The following is a 16,148-nucleotide window of genomic DNA, read 5'->3' as shown; positions in this document are numbered from 1 at the left end:
TTCAGATTACAACTTAGAGGCGTGCGAGATAAATCGTTTTTCCTTTTTAGATTATCTAAACTTTTTGCGTAGTCCCCAAGTTTTGGAACTGATCCCTTTATTGAATTCTGTGAAAATAGAAGTTGAATTGTATGCAAAAAAAAAGAGTTACAAAATATCTTGTAACTCTTTTTAGCTTTCGCTCCTCCTCTTGGGCTCGAACCAAGGACCCTCTGATTAACAGTCAGATGCTCTAACCAACTGAGCTAAGGAGGAATGTCCTTATTTTTAAGTGGTGCAAATATAGGACGAATATTTATACCAGACAAATATTTTTAAAATATTTTTTAAAAATTTCTATAATTTTCCCGTGAACACTTTAAAGATATCACTTCCAAAGATTAGTAACATTAAGCCTAACAGGAAGATAACGCCAATCATTTGTGCGTTTTCTAAAACTTTTTGAGGTACCGGTTTTCCTACAATAATTTCATATAAAGTAAAGATAACGTGTCCACCATCCAATCCTGGAATAGGAATTAAGTTCAAAAAGGCTAACCAAATAGAAAACATTGCTGTAAAACTCCAGAAAGCAGGCCAGTTGATTCCGATGCTTCCGTCAGCAGATTTATCAACAGGCATATTTTTAACGATTGCAATGGGTCCTCCTACATTTTTATATCCTTGTACTTTAGAATTAAACATGATCTTGAATTGCTTAACCTGCATGGTTAATGCTTCAATAGTTCTTGTAAACCCTCTAGGTATAGATTCTCCGAAAGAATATTGCTTAGTGGTAACAATTGATTTAGCCAGGTTTTTCGTTGCAAGTTGTACGCCTAGTTTTCCGTTTGCATCAACAGAAACAGTAGGAATTGTTTGAATTGCTCCGTTTCTTTCAACGTCAACAGAAATGGTCTTTCCTTTATTTTGATTTAAAATAGCACTTACCTGATCAAAGAATGAAACTTTTTGACCATTAATTCCAACAACTTTATCACCAGAAGCTAATCCTGATGCCTTAGAAGAAGGAGTTGCCAAAGAATCAATAACCATTGGCATTCTTGGGCCTATGTATAATTTTGCTTCTCTTTGCTTAAGAACGTCTGCAACACCATCAGCATTTACAGGGAAAGTAACTTCTTTTCCATCTCTTAATACGGTTACGTTATCACCTAAAAGGATGTTAATAGATGCGTTTTCTAGTCTTTCATTAGGTTTTCCGTCTATGTTGATAATTTTATCACCATTTTCGAAGCCCATTTTTCTTCCAGCTTCTGTTACTTCTACACCATTTTCAAATTTTGTAAGGTCGGTATATGTTTCTCCATTAAAAAGAGATAGACAGCTATAAATTAACCAAGCCAAGAAAAAGTTTACCGTAACCCCACCCAACATGATGATTAATCTCTGCCAAGCCGGTTTTGCTCTGAATTCCCAAGGTTGAGCTGGTTGCTTCAATTGCTCAGTATCCATACTTTCGTCTACCATTCCGGCAATTTTCACATATCCTCCGAAAGGAAGCCATCCGATACCGTATTCTGTTTCACCGATTTTTTTCTTTGCTATTGAGAACCATGGATCAAAAAACAGATAGAATTTTTCTACCTTGGTTTTAAAGTATTTTGCGGGTAAAAAGTGTCCAAGCTCATGAAGAACCACTAAAATAGAGATGCTTAAGATAAACTGGAAAATCTTGATTGCTAATTCCATTAATAAAATTTAGATTTAATTTGCAAAGGTAACAATTATCAAAACTATGCCAAACAAAAAAGCCCCTCGAAACGAGAAGCTTTGTCATATATTAAGACTAATTTCTACAAATTGATAGAAACTCCGAGACTGCCATTGTTTCCTACTTCTGCAAATACCCCGATTTTCTCTGTGAAAAAGTATCTTGCGCCAATGTGAGCGCCAATTCCAAAGTCTTTTCCAAGAACTCCCAAATTTACACCGGGATAGATGTCTAATTTTTCTGGTAGATCTAATGCTTCACGGAGGTGAAAATTCAATCTTCCGAAAATAAAAACACGATTGTCTTTATCATTATTTTTATATCCTCCGAAATAGGCATTTGCTCCTGCTCCTACGGATATTAATTTATTTAAGCCATAGTCATAAGTTCCTGTAACTCCTGTTCCGTATCCCCAAGCATTAAGACCAAGTTGTACTTTTTGATCTCCTTTCCCCGTCCAGGCTTGTGCATTAGCAGTAGCACCCCAGAAGATTAACATACACATAAAAACCAATTTCTTCATAAATTAAAAACTTTTCGTGTTATTATTAAAAGAAATAACAGTATCAAAAATAAAACCGAAATCAATTAAAAACTGTATTTTTATAAAAGTTATTGAATAAGATCTATGAAAATTATAGCGTTAAATTTAGACATCATTTGGAAAAATAAGAACGGAAACTTTCAATTAATTGAAGAACAGTTGAAAGATCAGGAAGCTGATGTTTTCCTTTTGCCGGAGATGTTTTCAACAGGTTTTTGTATGGATGCTTCTGAAGTTTCAGACCGAAATGAAGAATCTTTAACATTTTTAAAAAAGATATCGAAAGAAAAAAATGCTGCATTTTGTGGAAGTGCTCCTGTAGAAGAAAATGGGAATTTTTATAACAGAATGTATTTCGTTCAGCCAGATTCAGAAGTTGTTTTTTATGATAAAAGGCATTTGTTTTCTTTCTCAGGAGAAGATAAAGTATATACGCCCGGAAAAGAAAGAGTGATTGTGAATTATAAAGGGATAAGGTTTTTATTGCAAGTATGTTATGATCTTCGTTTTCCTGTTTTTGCAAGAAATAATGATGACTATGATGCGATTTTATATGTTGCCAATTGGCCTGAAAAAAGAGTAGGAGCCTGGGAACATCTCCTGAAAGCGAGAGCTATTGAAAATTTATCTTTTGTATTTGGGTTAAACAGAATCGGGACCGACGGAAATGATCTGTTTTATCAGGAAAGCTCACATTGCTTTTTTGCAGATGGAAGAGAAATGGCTGCGAAAAATGGAAATATTGTTTCTGCAGAATTGGATATCAATGAATTAAATGATTTCAGAAAACATTTTCAGTTTTTGAATGACAGAGATTCTTTTTCGATTGAATGATACTTTATTCATCTTTTAAATAAAGTTTTTCTCGCTGATTTTTGTTTTTAATAATCCTTTTCAAGATTCAAAAACCTTGAAAAGGATTACAAATTGAAATTTTTCACGTAAAAAATAAAAAACTGTGAGAAATCACAGTTTTATTCATATTGTTTTAAAAGTTGGGTCAACGTATTCACATCGTGCACACCGCTTTCTTTCCAGAGTAATTCTCCTTGTTTGAAGATCGCTAAAGTAGGAACTCCGCGTACTCCATATTGTGAAGCGATGGCTGGATACTGATCCACATCTATTTTTATAATTCTGGCTCCTTGGCCTATATTTTCTTTTACTGTATTTAAAACCGATGACTGCACTTTGCATGGTTGGCACCAAGTTGCAAAAAAGTCGATCAGTACAGGTCTTTCGGACTCAATAAGTTCTTGAAATTTTTGTGACATAGTTTTTGGTTTTAGATATTCATCATTAAAGACTGGAGTCCTGAATGCCTTTTACATTTCTCCAACTCGTTCCGTCATACACTTCAACACCATTTTTCTTTAAGATTGTAACGGCTTCATCGGCTTGTATTCCTTTATTACAGAAAACAACTACTTTTTTCCCTTTTAGAGCTGTCGGATTGTTTATGATTTCTGCTAGAGGAACGTTGATGGCGTTGTCGGCTGATCCTCCTGCAAATTGCTCAGGGGTTCTTACATCTACCAAAGTAACATCCGGATTATTGATCATTTTTCTAATACTTGCGTTTGAAACCTCTGAAGCTGTTGCTGTTTTACAAGCGCTTAATGCTAAGGCCGAGACAAGGATTAATCCAAAAATTTTATTTTTCATATATAGATCTTACAATGTTTTTGATTGACAAACGAAGTCTGAAGTAGGGAATTTCTCTGTTTTTTTGATTGCGTTATATCCGCCTTCTATTTCGGTAAAATTTCTGATTCCGCGAGAATTAAGAATGCTGGCTGCAATCATACTTCTATAACCTCCTGCACAATGAATAAAGAAATGTTCAGAATCATCAATAGTACTTACCCAATCACTTATTGTATCCAATGGTTTGTTGTATGCATTATCAATATGTTCTGCAGAGTATTCTCCTAGTTTTCTTACATCAATAATTTTGGTGTCTTCAGTGAATTGTTCTGCAAATTCGGAAGGAGAAATTCTTTTTACTTCATCCATTTCTTTGCCTGAATTTCTCCAAGAATCAAAACCTCCCTGTAAATATCCGACAACATTATCAAAGCCCACTCTGCTTAATCTTGTAATCACTTCTTCTTCCGTTCCTTCGTCAGTAACTAATAATAAAGGATGCTTTACATCTACGATTAGCGTTCCAACCCAAGGGGCAAAATCTCCTTTTAATCCGATATTAATAGAATTTGGAATAAATCCTTTCTGGAAATCAGCTGGCCCTCTTGTATCTAAGATCAAAGCTCCGGTTTCTTCTGCAAAGTTTTCGAAATCTTCAACAGAAACAGGATTTAATCCTTTATCCATGACGATATCAAGACTTTCGTAGCCTCCTTTGTTTAAAGCTACGTTCATTCCGAAGTATTTAGGTGGAGCTGTTAATCCATCTAAAACCTCTCTGATAAATGATTCTTTATCGGGTTGATTTAATGCGTAATTGGTTTTTCTTTGATTTCCCAAGATATCAACAGTTTCCTTCTGCATATTCTTTCCACACGCTGAACCCGCTCCATGAGCTGGATAAACCGTAATGCTATCGTCTAATGGAAGTATTTTGCTGTGTAAACTTTCGTATAATATTCCCGCAAGGTCTTCTTGGGTAAGGTTGGTTGCTTTTTGAGCAAGGTCAGGTCTTCCTACATCTCCTAGAAATAGAGTATCTCCTGTGAAAATTGCGGTTTCAACACCATTTTCATCAATAAGAAGATAGGTAGTACTTTCCATCGTATGACCTGGAGTATGTAAAGCCTTGATTTTTACTTTTCCGATTTCAAAAATCTGATCGTCTTCTGCAATAATGGCTTCAAAATCAGGATTTGCTGTTGGTCCGTAAACGATAGGCGCTCCTGTTTTTTTACTTAAATCCAGATGTCCTGAAACGAAATCTGCGTGAAAATGGGTCTCAAAAATATATTTTAAAGTTACATTGTCTTTTTCCAGGCGATCCAAATAAGGTTTAACTTCTCTTAAAGGATCTATAATTACAGCTTCATTTTCTGATACTATATAATATGCTCCTTGAGCCAGGCAGCCTGTATATATTTGTTCAACTTTCATCTTATTTCTTTAACAATTTTGTTGTTATTATTCAATCTACAAAAATCGTGTTTTATTTTTTAAAATGGGTTAAAATAAAATATCGATAATGATAGAGTAAATCTATAAAGTTTTTATTTAGTCTAATTTATAAAAGATTTTGTAGAAAATTTCATTGGTGTCTTCAGAGACATCTTTGTCTATTTTAAACTGAGTATAATTTCCTTGTTGAGCTTCTCCTTCAGGATAATTAATGATTTTGTGAAATTTTTCATAAATATGATCTTTTATTTTTCCGTTCTCGGCTATTCTTATCATTTCACTGAAGTACTTTTGGGTATCTCCGTGAAGTTTCCAGTTTTTTTGGTTGGCTTTATAAAACTCAATCATTTTTTCTGTGGCATACACTTCGGAATCAATTTGCATATCACTAAAGCCTGTCAAAAGTTCTTTTTTATCTAAATGATTTTTGATCCATTCTATTTTAGCTTCTGAGGCAGCAATGGTAGCATTTACCATCATAGAATCTCTTTTTATGGAAGGTGAAAGAACTGTATTTGGTACTCCTTGAATGGGTAATGGTTTTATTGAAGCAATGTTCAGTATTCCAAAATAATTTTCAGCTTTTTCTTTCAGCCCTTTTAATTGGTCTTCTGTCATATCATCACTGGAAACTCTTATTTTGAAACCCCAGCCACCACATTCATAAATAGAAAGAAGAGATTTTTTATCTACATATTTAACGCCTTTAAAAAAATCGCGTTGCCCTAACGTATTATTAAATATTGAATATATATAATTGACTTTCAGATTTTCATTAGAAATGCTCCCGAATGAGGGTTTTAGGTCAACGCCTTTATTTGAATTTTGATTAATAGCATATTGGTAAGAATAAAATTCATCTCTAAGTAGTTGATTGTCTATCTCTTTTTTAGGATAGATATAAAGAGTTAGTACCGTTTTTATTTTTTTAGTTTTCTGTTGAACATAGCTTACCGCTACATTTTGATTTTGTAAATCATACGAAACCACCTCTTCTCTTTGAAAACCTGACCATAATAAAGGGAAAATGGTTTTTGTAAATGAATGGGTGTAATCTTCTTTTACGAGTAAATTAACAGGCTGCTTTCTTTGTTGGGAAAAAGCGGTCACGAAAAAGAAGGATAAAATAAAGAGTAAATTTTTCTTAATGATCATGTGATGTTTGAATGTTGTATTTTCATATACCAAATTACGAAAAATTTATAGAAATTGGAAGGTGAAGTTAATCATGAATATTCTTTAGATGATTGAATGTTTATAAAAAATTTTATATTTATAAAGTTAAAAAAGATCAAATGGCAGATAAAGCAAAATTTATTGAAGAATTAAATGCAAAATATACTCCTAAAGGAGAACATATTATACTAGGAAAAGGGATGCTGGATGGCGAAGTAGTGCCGGAAGTAAATGTGAGTATTCCTTTGAAAACAATCAACAGACATGGGCTTATTGCCGGTGCAACAGGTACGGGAAAAACCAAAACGTTACAGGTTTTTGCAGAGCAGCTTTCCCATGCAGGAGTTCCTTCTTTGGTATTGGATATTAAAGGAGATTTTTCTGGAATTGCAGAGGCTGGCCAGATGAATGCTATTATTGAAGAAAGATATGCTAAAACGCAGCTTCCTTATAATCCACAAGCTTTTCCTGTAGAATTAATGACGATTTCCGGTGGAAAAGGAGTGAAATTAAGAGCTACGGTTACAGAATTTGGCCCTATTTTATTAAGTAAAATTTTAGAATTGAATGATACTCAACAAAGTATCATGTCTATTGTTTTTAAATATTGTGATGATAAAGGATTGCCTTTGATTGATCTTAAGGATCTTAAAAAAGTACTGCAATACGTAACAGATAATGCAGAAGGAAAAGCTGAATTGGCCTCTAACTACGGTTCTATTGCTTCTGCATCTTTGGGTGCTATTTTAAGGTCAATTGTGGCTTTAGAGCAGCAGGGAGCAGGAGATTTCTTTGGTGAACTTAGTTTTGATGTTCATGATTTGCTTGAAACCAGAGATGGAAAAGGCGTGGTGAATATTTTGCGTGTAGCAGATATTCAAAGTAAGCCGCAGTTGTTCTCTACTTTTATGCTTTCTCTTTTTGCTGAAATTTATATGACTTTTCCCGAAGAAGGAGACAGCGGAAAACCAAAATTAGTTTTATTTATTGATGAGGCTCATTTAATGTTTGATGAGTCTTCAAAAGCATTGCTTTCACAGATTGAAACGATGGTGAAATTAATTCGTTCTAAAGGAGTTGGTATTTATTTTATTACTCAAATTCCGGGCGATGTTCCCGAAAGCGTGCTTTCTCAGTTAGGGCTGAAGATCCAACATGCACTGAGAGGTTTTACGGCAAAAGATAAAAAAGAGATATCTAAAGCAGTTGAAAATTATCCGACAACGGAATTTTACGATGCATCAAATCTAATTCAGAATCTAGGAATCGGGGAAGCTTTTATTACGGCTTTAGATGAAAAAGGAATTCCTACGCCATTGGTCCATACGTATTTAATTTCTCCAGAATCCAGGATGGATGTTTTAAATGATGCTGAAGTTTCAGATTTGGTAAATAAATCTGCTTTAGTGGCTAAGTATCAGGAGGATATTGATAGAGAGTCTGCTTACGAAATGTTGACAACCAGAATGGAGCAGTCTGCTCAAAATTCTGCTCCCGCTCAAAAATCAAGACCAGTAAAAGAAGAACCTGGAATGTTTGAACAAGTTTTGAAAAGCCAGGCTGGAAGAACTTTTACGAGTACTCTGATGCGTGAAGGAGCAAAAGCTATCTTAGGAATGCTTGGATTAGGAGGAAGAAAAAGATAAGAATAATTTGAAGTGAGCTATCATTGAAAATATCATCAATTTATTTCATTGAATAATTTATTTCCATGTTAATTATGGAGAGTTTAAACTCAAGATGTACTTTTTTTGATATAATTTTTGTTAATTTAGCAGGACTGCCTTTATTTATCAATAAGAAATGGGTGTTTTAGCTGTTTAAAAGATTGATTTGGTGAATGAATCTGAATAATAATCAAAAAGATGAGCTACAACCATTTTGTATTTGTTGGCATAGGTTATGTACTTCGTATATTATCATGTTGTAAGTATTTTGATGGGCAGGAATTATTAATATTAATCATAAAAATTAGCTGTAAAGCAAAATTGTAATGTATTCAATAATAGATATAGAAAGTAATGGTGCAGGTTACAGAAAAGAATGCATTATAGATATTGCGATCTACCGTTATGATGGACATAAAATTGTTGATCAATTTATTTCTTTAGTAGACCCTGAAGGAGATATTACTCCTTTTGTTCAAAAGTTGACCAATATCACCCCAAAAATGGTGAAAACGGCTCCGAAATTCCATGAAATTGCAAAAAGAGTGATAGAAATTACTCAAAATACAACTTTGGTGGGGCATAATATAGATTTCGATTACAGGATGCTGCGCCAGTCGTTTGCAAGGTTGGGGTATGATTTTAAAATCAATACCTTAGACACCATTCCTTTGGCTAAAAGACTGATTCCTGATGAAACAAGTTATTCATTAGGGAAGTTGGTTAAGTCTTTAGGAATTCCTTTAACAAACCCTCACAGGGCAGAAGGTGATGCAAGAGCAACTTTAGAATTATTTAAGCTGTTGGTATCAAAAGATACTAAAAATGAAATTATTCAGGAGCATCACGAAGAAGCAAATGCTAAAACGTATATTAATAAAATTAAGCAGCTAACCCAAGATCTTCCAAGTGAGAGAGGCTTTGTGTATTTTCAAAATGAAGAAGGGAAAATTATTTTTTCCGACTATGTTCAGGATATTAATAAGTTCTCTAAGAAAGTTTTTAATTCCAAATCTAAAAGATGGGAAGAGATTCAGTTGGGAGTTACTCAGATAAATTTTGAGCTTACAGGAACGGATATTATTGCCAAGCTGATATTGAATTCAAAAAATATCAAAAAAAGAGAAGTATATCCTTTCGGACTTTATTTTAGAAATAATAAATATATTGTTGAAAAGAATAAACTTAATAAATTAGAAAAGCCAATTCTGAAGTTTAAATCTTTCACTCAGGGTACAAAAGCGGTTCAGTTTATTGGAGCATTTGAAGAGTATAATGATATTAATGTCTTTAAAAAGAAAATAGAATTCAAGAAAAGAAACGAACTCTGGCTAGGGCAAGGAAGAAAATTAGGAGAGAAGTTATTCTTAATTATCGAAAACGGGAAAGTTGTTTCCTACGGTTTTTATGAGCTTTTCACTCAAATTCAAACATTGAGTATGATCTCTAAATTAAAAATAGATCTTCCGTTATCATCGGTAGATTTACATAACGATTTGCAGCTGGCACTGCTTCGTGGCGATTTTGAGACCTTACCATTACCCAAGTAAAAGAACGTTTTGCAAGCGTATGAATTTTTATCAGGAAGAAAACGCTTTGCAAACAATTTTCTCAAACTAAAAAAGAATTAGTATTTTTGTAAAAAATAAAACGAAGCAATGCAAAATTTTAAACAAAAAAGGACTGGAAAAAAGGGAGCCGTAAGGTTTTCTAAGGTTTGGAATATTTAAAAGAGTTGTCTTGCATAAAAATAATTATTGCGGCAGACTCTTTTTCGGAAGGATCTGCCCTTTTTATGTTAAAATGAAATTATGAATTCAAAAGAATTATTAAAGATTGCCAATGAGTTTGGCACACCGGTGTATGTTTACGATGCAGAATCTATCAAAATTCAATACGAAAAACTTACATCTTCTTTTTTAAAACACACAAGGTTCTTCTATGCAGCGAAGGCGTTGACAAATATCAACATCCTGAAGTACGTCAAGAATTTGGGTGCTTCTTTGGATTGTGTATCAATTAATGAAGTAAAGCTTGGTTTAAAAGCAGGATTTACGAAAGACAAAATATTATTTACTCCAAATTGTGTTGATTTAGCTGAAATTGAAGAAGCGATGTCACACGGAGTACACATTAATATTGATAATATCTCTATTCTTGAGCAGTTCGGGAACAAATACGGAAATACTTATCCAATCCTTGTAAGGATCAATCCTCATATTTTCGCAGGAGGAAACTATAAAATTTCAACGGGACATATCGATAGCAAATTTGGCATTTCTATTCACCAAGTTCGTCACATCGAAAGAGTGATGAAGAGTACCAACCTGAATGTGGAAGGTCTTCACATGCATACAGGAAGTGAGATTAAAGATCCGGATGTTTTCCTTCAGGCATTAGATATTATGTTGGAGCTTTCTGAGAATTTCCCGAACCTGAAATATTTGGATATGGGAAGTGGTTTCAAAATTCCTTACCAAGATAGCGAAGAGGAAACGGATGTAAAAACATTAGGGAAAAAAGTTGAAAAGGTAATTGCTGAGTTTTCAAAATCTACAGGAAAGAAATTTGAACTATGGTTCGAGCCTGGAAAATTCTTGGTTGGAAAAAGCGGATATCTTCTAGTGAAAGCAAATGTGATCAAGCAAACAACAGCAACTGTTTTTGTTGGTGTTAATTCAGGATTTAATCATTTGATACGTCCAATGTTTTACGATTCTTATCATCAGATTGAAAATTTATCTAATCCAAAGGGGGCGGAAAGAATTTATACTGTAGTTGGAAACATTTGTGAGACAGATACTTTTGCTTGGGATAGAAAACTAAACGAAGTAAGAGAAGGTGATATTTTGGCTTTCCATAATGCGGGAGCTTACGGTTTTGAAATGAGTTCAAACTTTAATTCAAGACTAAAACCTGCTGAAGTGTTGTTCCTAGATGGAAAAGCTCTTCTAATTCGTAAAAGAGATGAATTTGATGATCTATTGAGAAATCAGATTGAAGTAATCTAAATTAAAATATACCTACTCCGCAAGAAATTGCGGAGTATTTTTTTAGGCCTATTGCAGGATATTCTAATAAAACTTTAACATTGGGTTGCGGTGAAAATCCTAAATTATTAATTAAATTTGGTAGAGGTCAATCTTTAAACAAGAAAACTATCTTGACTGATATGTACCATTTCTTGATTTCTAATTAGAAAAATAACCACCAAAAATATAATTATGGCTAAAAATATAGCTGAGCAAATTGTTGAAATGCTCGAAAAAGCAAATGTGAAAAGAATTTATGCTGTAACAGGCGATAGTCTTAATCATTTAAATATTGCGGTTAAAAAAAGCAGTATTGAATGGATTCATGTAAGACATGAGGAAGTGGGTGCATATGCGGCGGCGGCGGAAGCGGAACTGGATGGTTTTGCAGTTTGTGCAGGAAGTTGTGGCCCGGGCCACGTTCATTTGATTAATGGAGTATATGAAGCACACCGATCTCATATTCCAATGTTGGTGATTGCCTCTACCATTCCGAGTGAAGAGATGGGGATGGATTATTTCCAGGAAACGAATACCATAAAATTGTTTGATGATTGTAGCTATTACAACCAAATGATTACAAGACCGGAGCAGGTACAAAGAACGATGCAGACGGCCATTCAACATGCTATTTCTAAAAAAGGAGTTGCGGTAATTGGCCTTCCGGGAGATGTTTCCGAATTGGATGCTGAAGAAGCTACCACTTCCAATCAGATATTTAAAACAAATCCTATTATCCGACCTTCTGATGAAGAATTGAATCAGTTGGCAAATTTGATTAATGAAAGTGGAAAAGTTACGATCTACTGCGGAATTGGTGCAGAAAAAGCCAATGCTGAAGTTGTAGAACTTTCAAAATATTTAAAATCTCCCGTAGGATATTCTTTCCGTGGAAAGATGTCGATACAACCTAATAATCCCAATGAAGTGGGGTTGACTGGTCTTTTAGGCTTTCCTTCTGCTTATCATGCCATGCATGAAGCAGACTTATTGCTTCTTTTGGGAACCGATTTTCCTTACCAAAAATTTATGCCTGTTAAAAATAAAATCGTTCAAATAGATGAAAGTCCGGAACGATTGGGAAGAAGGGCTAAGTTGGAATTAGGCTTAACAGGTGATGTTAAAGAAACAATCAAGGCGTTATTACCTTTATTAAAAGAGAAAACAGATGTTAATTTCCTAAATCAACAGTTGGAGTTTTATGAAAAAGTAAAAGAGCAACAATTAATCTACGTGAAAGATGCAGGGAAAGAAGATGCTATTCAACCGGAATATGTAGCGCACACGTTAGATAGATTGGCAAAAAATGATGCTATTTTTACTGTAGATACAGGAATGTGCTGTGTTTGGGGTGCGAGATTTATTACAGGAACGGGCGAACGTAAAATGTTGGGATCATTCAATCATGGTTCTATGGCCAATGCAATGCCAATGGCTATTGGAGCGTCTTTAGCACATCCAAACCGACAGGTTATTGCGATGTGTGGTGATGGTGGATTATCGATGTTATTAGGAGATATGGCCACTATTTTTCAATATAAACTTCCTGTGAAGTTGATTGTTTTTAACAATAGAGCACTAGGAATGGTAAAACTGGAAATGGAAGTTGGCGGAATGCCCGATAATGAGACCGATATGATTAATCCTGATTTTGGAATGATAGCAAAGGCAATGGGCTATCCTGGAAAAAATGTTCATAAACCTGAAGAAGTGGAGTCGGCTATTAATGAATGTTTGAATCACGACGGTCCTTATCTTTTAAATATCTTCACTAATCCTAATGCATTGGCATTACCTCCAAAAATTGAATTTGATCAAATCATCGGAATGACAAAATCAATGGCTCAGTTGATGCTTGGTGGCAAAATGGAAGAAGCTTTGGAAACGGTAAAAAGTAACTATAAACATATTAAAGAATTATTGTGATGAGTAGTTCTTTAAAGAAATTCTACATTATTGCGTGGGCATTTGGTTTAATATTTTATTTTTTAGATTATGTGATTAGGTCTGCTCCCGCAGTGATGATTCCTCAATTGGTTAATAATTTTAATACCACCGAACTGAAACTGATCAGTATGGTAGGAACTTATTATTATACCTATTCAACCTGTAGTTTAATTGCCGGAATTGCTTTAGATAAATTCGGGGGCAAAAAATCTCTTTTCGTTGGAACCTTGATCTTAGGATTTGGGTGTTTGTTATTTTTAATTTCAAGCCAGGTCGCCGGAATTTCCGGAAGATTATTACAGGGCGCAGGCTGTGCTTTTGCTTTCCCTGGTTGTGTTTATTTGGCGAGTAAAGGCTTTTCTTCAAAATCTTTAGCTACAGCTATTGGTTTCACGCAGTGTATAGGAATGTTGGGCGGAACAGCAGGACAGTTTGTAGTAGGACCTTGGGTAGAAAAAGGAGTCAATATTGATACCTTCTGGCTGTGGTCAGGAATTGCAACAATTGTTACCGCTTTCGGTTTGTTCTTTGTTATTCCGAGTGAAAATAAATCTCAAGATTCTGAAAAACCTAAAACGAAACATATTGGGTATTTGGAACCCTATAAAATTGTTTTTAAAAACCCCCAGTCTTGGCTTTGTGGGATTATTTCGGGGTTGCTATTTGCTCCGACAACGATATTTGCCATGACTTGGGCAGTTGCCTTTTTTCAAAAAGACAAGCAGTTTGTTTTTCATGAAGCAGCCATTACCAGTGCCATGGTTGCATTTGGATGGGTTTTTGGATGTCCGCTTTTAGGTTTTATTACAGATAAAATAGGAAGAAGAAAGCCTGTTTTGGTGGGTGGAGCTGTAATTATGATTGCAAGTTTATTACAGTTGATTTACTTGCCGGATTTATATCCTGCCAAAATAAGCATGTTTATTCTTGGGCTAGGTTCCGGAGCAGCAATGATTCCGTATTCCATTATTAAAGAAGCAAATCCGGATTATGTAAAAGGAAGTTCAACAGGTGCAATTAATTTTATAACATTTGGAGTTACCACTTTATTGAGTCCTATTTTCAGCAGATGGTTCGGGAAAAGTTTAGATATTTCGGCTGGAAATCTGCATTTTCAAGAGTCTATCTTATTTTGGATTTCGGGTATTGTTTTAGCCATTTTGGTTTCATTGATGCTGAAAGAAACAGGAAGTAAAGCCCAGAATCAGGTAATTACTTCATAATTTTTTACATTAAAATTTAATTAAATATTTTAATCAGGCTTTACACTTTTGTGTGAAGCTTTTTTTTGATGTAATTTTGCTATAATAAAAATATATTCATGAAAACTTTAGCATTATTCATCGGGCTTTTTGTTGCAAATTTTGCTTTTGCACAACAAGATGTTGAAGAGAGAGACAATACATTTACTCCAGAAGCGAGTAAAAATATTTTGAAAATAGATATCAAAGAACCTTTGCTACAAATTGCTGTGAAAAACTGTAATGATTTTAAAGCTGCAGGCTTTGAGGGAGGTGTTTTGGTGTATAAGGAGATGTTGAGAAAATATATGTTTGATTATCTTAATTCTGATTTTTATGTATTAAATGGAGATTTTAGTTTTACCTTAACAATCGATCAAACAGGAAAAGTGACTAAAATTGAAGGGTCTCCCAAAGTTGCCAATAGTGAAGTCTTTTTTGATGATATGAAATATGTTGTAAGAAGGATTAAAAAAAATTGGATTCCGGCATCTTGTAACGGTCAGCCGATTACTTCACAGGTTAAAATAAAAATGAATCTATCATCAATTTCAACAGACATATAATGAAAAAATATATTGTAATTCTATTCTTCTTTCTTTTCAGCAGTAATGCTTTTTCTCAAGATACAAAAGCTGAATTTCCCGGAGGCGATGAGGCTTTCAAAACAGAGTTTATGAATATGGTTCATGCTTACATAGATATTGCGTTATATGCAATTCAGGGAGATGTTACCTTTATATTTAATATTGATGAAAAAGGTAAAGTCAATAATCTTGATGTGCTTCCAAAGTTTAAAAATAACGAGATGTTTATTGATGATATGAAGTATGCGGTGAAAAAAGTAAAAAAGAAATGGGCGCCCGCCACTAAAGATGGAGTTCCTATTAATTCAAAATATGTTTTGAAAGTTAATTTCAGTTCAAACACTTATGATCATGATTAAGAAAATATTCTTTATAATTTCTTTATTGAGTTTTTCTTTAAATGTATTTGGTCAGAAAGTCCATTCTCAATACTTTTTTTATCCCAAAGAACAAGATTCATACGAAGGTGGAGAAAAACAGTTTTACAAAGATTTTCATCAAATAATTATAGATAAGAATTTAAAACCTTGTGAGAATAAAGCTGAGGTTTATTACTTAAAGGTAATTGTAAAAGAAGATGGGTCTGTAAAATATCTAAAAGACGATTCAAACTCAGAAATGGCTTTGAAAAATAAATGTACTTATGATCTTGGTTTGGAAGTTTTAAAATACATGGATAAATGGAAGTCTGCAATTATTGAAGGAGAGAAAAAACCTGCTGTTGCAAGCTTTTTTATAGTTCCTGATGATTTATTTGATCATTATAAAGAAGGCTATATTCCACAATATGATGCAGCTTCTTTTGAAAGTATGCCAGATGGAATTAGTAAATTTCGAGAAGAAGTTGTGAGGAGAATAGATATTGATGGTTTTAATTGGAGCAACGGATTTAAACTTGTAGTCAATTTTACAGTGAATACAGAAGGTAAGATTCAAGATGTAACACTAGAAGAATCTTCAGGAGTAAAAGAGTTTGATAACAGAGTTATTGACGGGATAAAAAGGATAAAGAAAAAGTGGAGTCCGGCTAAAGTAGGAGGCGTTCCTGTAAATTATAGATTCAAGTTACCACTTAATTTTAGGCCGATGTAATAATCCTGCCATTCTGGCACAATATTTTGTATCTTTGCAAACT

The 16,148-nt window shown here is 34.0% G+C and carries 15 protein-coding genes and 1 tRNA gene; 9 read left to right on the top strand and 7 right to left on the bottom strand.

Translation table 11 applies throughout. The features are described from left to right. Positions 1–181: 181 nt before the first annotated feature. The 3 genes from BUB80_RS18300 to BUB80_RS18290 form a co-directional block, all read right to left on the bottom strand. Positions 182–255 (bottom strand) — tRNA-Asn (locus tag BUB80_RS18300). Between the two features lie 81 nt (positions 256–336). Further along, complete coding sequence (gene rseP, locus BUB80_RS18295; protein WP_073296012.1) at positions 337–1,692, bottom strand: RIP metalloprotease RseP; 1,356 nt, start codon at positions 1,690–1,692, stop codon at positions 337–339. 104 nt (positions 1,693–1,796) lie between these two features. After that, positions 1,797–2,237, bottom strand: coding sequence for a DUF6646 family protein (locus BUB80_RS18290; protein WP_073296009.1), 441 nt, complete (start codon positions 2,235–2,237; stop codon positions 1,797–1,799). Between the two features lie 105 nt (positions 2,238–2,342). Here BUB80_RS18290 and BUB80_RS18285 point away from each other — a divergent pair, with 105 nt between their 5' ends. Continuing rightward, complete coding sequence (locus tag BUB80_RS18285; RefSeq protein WP_073296006.1) at positions 2,343–3,092, top strand: nitrilase-related carbon-nitrogen hydrolase; 750 nt, start codon at positions 2,343–2,345, stop codon at positions 3,090–3,092. A gap of 140 nt (positions 3,093–3,232) precedes the next feature. Here BUB80_RS18285 and BUB80_RS18280 read toward each other — a convergent pair whose 3' ends face one another. The 4 genes from BUB80_RS18280 to BUB80_RS18265 form a co-directional block, all read right to left on the bottom strand. Further along, positions 3,233–3,532 (bottom strand): thioredoxin family protein, encoded by a 300-nt coding sequence (locus tag BUB80_RS18280; protein WP_054512645.1) that lies wholly within the window; start codon positions 3,530–3,532, stop codon positions 3,233–3,235. 25 nt (positions 3,533–3,557) lie between these two features. Continuing rightward, positions 3,558–3,923, bottom strand: a complete 366-nt coding sequence (locus BUB80_RS18275) for a rhodanese-like domain-containing protein (protein ID WP_073296003.1) — start codon at positions 3,921–3,923, stop codon at positions 3,558–3,560. Between the two features lie 9 nt (positions 3,924–3,932). Beyond that, on the bottom strand, positions 3,933–5,342 hold the full coding sequence (locus BUB80_RS18270; RefSeq protein ID WP_073296000.1) for an MBL fold metallo-hydrolase: 1,410 nt from the start codon (positions 5,340–5,342) through the stop codon (positions 3,933–3,935). A 117-nt stretch (positions 5,343–5,459) separates the two neighbouring features. Beyond that, on the bottom strand, positions 5,460–6,518 hold the full coding sequence (locus BUB80_RS18265) for a hypothetical protein (RefSeq protein WP_073295996.1): 1,059 nt from the start codon (positions 6,516–6,518) through the stop codon (positions 5,460–5,462). Between the two features lie 140 nt (positions 6,519–6,658). Between BUB80_RS18265 and BUB80_RS18260 the strand changes: the two genes are divergently transcribed. From BUB80_RS18260 to BUB80_RS18225, 8 genes are all read left to right on the top strand, one after another. After that, positions 6,659–8,185 carry a helicase HerA-like domain-containing protein gene (locus tag BUB80_RS18260; protein WP_073296019.1) on the top strand — a complete coding sequence of 509 codons (1,527 nt, stop codon included), beginning with the start codon at positions 6,659–6,661 and terminating at the stop codon, positions 8,183–8,185. A gap of 347 nt (positions 8,186–8,532) precedes the next feature. Then, a complete protein-coding gene (locus BUB80_RS18255) occupies positions 8,533–9,756 on the top strand; it encodes a 3'-5' exonuclease (RefSeq protein ID WP_073295993.1) in 1,224 nt (407 codons plus the stop codon). Positions 9,757–10,017: 261 nt separating this feature from the next. Next, a complete protein-coding gene (gene lysA / locus BUB80_RS18250) occupies positions 10,018–11,217 on the top strand; it encodes a diaminopimelate decarboxylase (RefSeq protein ID WP_175549629.1) in 1,200 nt (399 codons plus the stop codon). Positions 11,218–11,430: 213 nt separating this feature from the next. Then, a complete protein-coding gene (locus BUB80_RS18245; RefSeq protein WP_073295988.1) occupies positions 11,431–13,164 on the top strand; it encodes a thiamine pyrophosphate-dependent enzyme in 1,734 nt (577 codons plus the stop codon). After that, positions 13,164–14,408, top strand: coding sequence for an MFS transporter (locus tag BUB80_RS18240; RefSeq protein ID WP_073295985.1), 1,245 nt, complete (start codon positions 13,164–13,166; stop codon positions 14,406–14,408). Before BUB80_RS18245 ends, BUB80_RS18240 begins: the two co-directional genes overlap by 1 nt. Before the next feature lie 98 nt (positions 14,409–14,506). Continuing rightward, a complete protein-coding gene (locus BUB80_RS18235) occupies positions 14,507–14,992 on the top strand; it encodes a hypothetical protein (protein ID WP_073295982.1) in 486 nt (161 codons plus the stop codon). Next, positions 14,992–15,372 (top strand): energy transducer TonB, encoded by a 381-nt coding sequence (locus tag BUB80_RS18230; protein WP_073295979.1) that lies wholly within the window; start codon positions 14,992–14,994, stop codon positions 15,370–15,372. The genes BUB80_RS18235 and BUB80_RS18230 overlap by 1 nt, the downstream gene beginning before the upstream one ends. Beyond that, positions 15,365–16,105 carry an energy transducer TonB gene (locus tag BUB80_RS18225; protein ID WP_175549628.1) on the top strand — a complete coding sequence of 247 codons (741 nt, stop codon included), beginning with the start codon at positions 15,365–15,367 and terminating at the stop codon, positions 16,103–16,105. The genes BUB80_RS18230 and BUB80_RS18225 overlap by 8 nt, the downstream gene beginning before the upstream one ends. The last annotated feature ends 43 nt before the right edge of the window (positions 16,106–16,148 follow it).

It is taken from the genome of Chryseobacterium polytrichastri (assembly GCF_900142445.1).
Taxonomy (GTDB): domain Bacteria; phylum Bacteroidota; class Bacteroidia; order Flavobacteriales; family Weeksellaceae; genus Chryseobacterium; species Chryseobacterium polytrichastri.
This window is presented reverse-complemented; position numbering and strand designations above follow the sequence as displayed.